Annotated in this window: 3 protein-coding genes; 1 reads left to right on the plus strand and 2 read right to left on the minus strand. The window is 33.5% G+C overall.

All coding sequences use genetic code 11. The annotated features are described in order from the left end of the window. Nucleotides 1-329: 329 nt before the first annotated feature. Both IRZ78_RS25895 and IRZ78_RS25900 read right to left on the minus strand, forming a co-directional pair. A complete protein-coding gene (locus IRZ78_RS25895) occupies nt 330-1,352 on the minus strand; it encodes a proline iminopeptidase-family hydrolase (protein WP_194620466.1) in 1,023 nt (340 codons plus the stop codon). Between the two features lie 42 nt (nt 1,353-1,394). After that, entirely contained in the window at nt 1,395-1,907 is a 513-nt protein-coding gene (locus tag IRZ78_RS25900) for a GNAT family N-acetyltransferase (RefSeq protein WP_194620468.1), read from the minus strand. 137 nt (nt 1,908-2,044) lie between these two features. On the opposite strand from IRZ78_RS25900, the gene IRZ78_RS25905 reads away from it, so the two are divergent. Further along, nucleotides 2,045-2,482 carry a PepSY-like domain-containing protein gene (locus IRZ78_RS25905; RefSeq protein ID WP_194620476.1) on the plus strand — a complete coding sequence of 146 codons (438 nt, stop codon included), beginning with the start codon at nt 2,045-2,047 and terminating at the stop codon, nt 2,480-2,482. Nucleotides 2,483-2,854: the final 372 nt, after the last annotated feature.

Raw genomic sequence — 2,854 nt, forward strand, 5'->3', positions numbered from 1 at the left:
GATTTGGTTCGGGATTTAAGCGCAAATTGTGCTTGTATGGTAATTGAAAATTTTTAAAAATCACTACATGAACTATAGAAGCGGACATGGTAATTTTAAGAATTGTAAATTTTAATGAGTATTTAATTCTAGCTCCAGATTTCAGCTTTAACCGGACACATTATGGTACTGATTTTACAAGATTGTTTAGTTGTGGAAGTGATATAACTGGACGAGATAATAAACTTCTGACCAAATGTAAAATGAAGCCTGTTTTTGTGAGATTGATTGGAGTGCCTATCTATTAAAATTAATAATTAGCAACTAAACTACTATTTATATAGAATTGATTATTGGAATTTCTCTAAATCTACATCAGTTATGAATTGAATCAAACCATTCATAAAAACTTTCTGATCGTCCCACATGGCCAGATGGCTTCCGTTTGGACAGTATAAATACCTTCCTTTTTTAACTAGTTTACTTTGCTCTTCCATAGCTTTTGGATCCATGGTGTCGTATTTGGCTCCAATCATTAATGTGGGAACAGAAATTTCATGTAAGCGGTTTTTAATGTCCCATTTGGCCAGACGACCGCTGATACCAAATTCACTAGGGCCTTGCATTATGGTGTAAATTTCATTGTTAATATGTTTGCTGGCGCGGTTGAGTCCATCTGGCCATTCTTTTAAACGACATAAGTGCTGTTGATAGTAATTGGGAATGAGCAATTCCATATAGCGCGGGTTACCAAAGTCTTTTTTGGCTTCAAGTGCTCTGATTTCTGCTAAAACTTCAGGCTTCATTTGCTTGGCTAATACTTCATCGGCATATTTTCCGTAATCAGGGGCGCTGGCCATCATGTTTGCAACTAGTAATCCTTTCATGTTTTCTTGGTACTTTAGTGCATATTCCATGTCAAGAATTCCGCCCCAAGAGTTGCCCAGAACATAGAAATTGTTTTTATCAGCTCCAATAGCTTTACGCACTTGTTCTACTTCTTCAACAAAACGCTCTGTTGTCCATAAACTGCTGTCTTTTGGCTGATCGCTGTAGTAAGATCCTAATTGATCGTACTGATAAAATTCAAATCCTTCCCGTTGAAAGAAAGTTTCAAAACACTCCATATATTCATGGGTCATGGCCGGACCTCCGTGCAGAAGTAAAATCTTAATTTTAGGATTATTGCCAAAGCGTTTGGTCCAGACTTTAAATTCTCCTACAGGAGTTTTTATCGGAATCATTTTTACACCTGCTGATTCGACATCATTATTTTCATGATAAGTGAAATAGCTGGAAAGTGTAGTAGATTTTGTTTCATTTTTACAAGAAACGCTTAGAAAAGCAGCAATTAGAATGGCCAGATAACGCATGTGTTTTTATTTAAGTTTTATAATTCAATAGACTTTTTTATCTTATTCGGAGTGAAATAAATAGGCGTATACATCAAAGTGAGCATCATTGAAATGAAAGCTACTCACTTTTTGCATTCCCATTTTTTCATGTGCCTTTAAAGATGCTACATTATCACTTTTTATAAATAGAATGCCTTCCCTATTAGGTTCTAGTTTTAATAATTCTTCAAACATAAGCTGGGCCAGTCCTTTTCCGCGTTGCGTTTGACTCACGCAAATTGGCCCATAAATATACCAGTCAGCAGAGCCTGTATAGGAGCCTGACATGGCATCAACAATGGGAACTTTACGATTTCTGTTTACAGTTTGTGATGTAGTCAATAAAAAGCCAACAATTTCATTGTTAATAACGGCGATAATCTGTGGCATATCGCTCATCATTTCCTGAATTTGATTGGCAGTTAATTCTCCGGATAATGTTCCGCCCTGAGAAGTTTGATTGGCAGTTTGCAGTTTTATTATCGCGTCTAAATCATTAATAGTTGCTAGTTTTATACTGATAGGATTTGTCATAACAATTTTAAATATAATGAGTTACAATATAAGAAATGTTGATCTTAAAATAATAAAGCTTTCTTAAATTGATTTGAATGTATTTTTGCTTGTTGTAAATTAGTGAAAGAAAATTACTAATTTTTAATATTAAAATCATGAAAAAGATAATTATAATTGCTGTATTATTGCTAGGTTTTGCAATATCGGCTAACGCACAGAAGAAAATTGAAATTGCTGAGTTACCAAAACCAGCGCGGGATTTTTTGAACAAACACTTTAGAAATAGTGAAATAGATGTTGTCAAAAAAGATGCCGAGCATGGTGAGAAAGGATATGAAGTCAAGCTTAAAGACGGAACTGAAATAGAGTTTTGGAAGGACGGCTCGTATCGTGAGGTAGATGGAGGAAAGAAACCGATTCCAACTGCATTTATTCCTGAGTCAGTAAAAGACTATGTAGCAAAGAATCATCCAAATGAAAAAATTACTCATATCGATTATGGACATAAGGATCTTGATGTTGATTTAACAAACAATATTGATTTGGAGTTTACCAAAGAAGGTAAAATTTTAAAAGATAAAAAAGACAAATGATAGGTTGTTTGCCATGTCATAATGCAGAGGCTTAATTTTTTTTTATCATCAACTACTACAAATAAATTTCTAAGAATGATTGAGCTTTGGTATTAGTTTCTTATAGGTCTTTGAAGAATATCATTTAGATAAATACTAGAGCCACATAAACAAGATCAATTTTATTTTTTAAAGAGCTATCAATAAATCTAAAATTAATAAGCCCATTAAGAGGGTTGCTTAATGGGCTTATTAATTTACGGACCAAAATAATATCTGCGAAACTAAATCGAGAATTGAAATAGTGCCGTAGGGCTTGTAATAAACAATAACAATTTGCTTAATAGATTAATTTCTATTAGGCATTTTTTATTTAATGGATAATGTAAATTT

The sequence above is a fragment of the Flavobacterium sp. CSZ genome, from assembly GCF_015350725.1.
Lineage (GTDB): Bacteria > Bacteroidota > Bacteroidia > Flavobacteriales > Flavobacteriaceae > Flavobacterium.

Excerpts from the sequence above, each read along its gene's own strand:
- IRZ78_RS25905 (WP_194620476.1), top strand. The coding sequence starts at position 2,045 with ATGAAAAAGATAATTATAATTGCTGTATTATTGCTAGGTTTTGCAATA.
- IRZ78_RS25895 (WP_194620466.1), bottom strand. The coding sequence starts at position 1,352 with ATGCGTTATCTGGCCATTCTAATTGCTGCTTTTCTAAGCGTTTCTTGT.
- IRZ78_RS25900 (WP_194620468.1), bottom strand. The coding sequence starts at position 1,907 with ATGACAAATCCTATCAGTATAAAACTAGCAACTATTAATGATTTAGAC.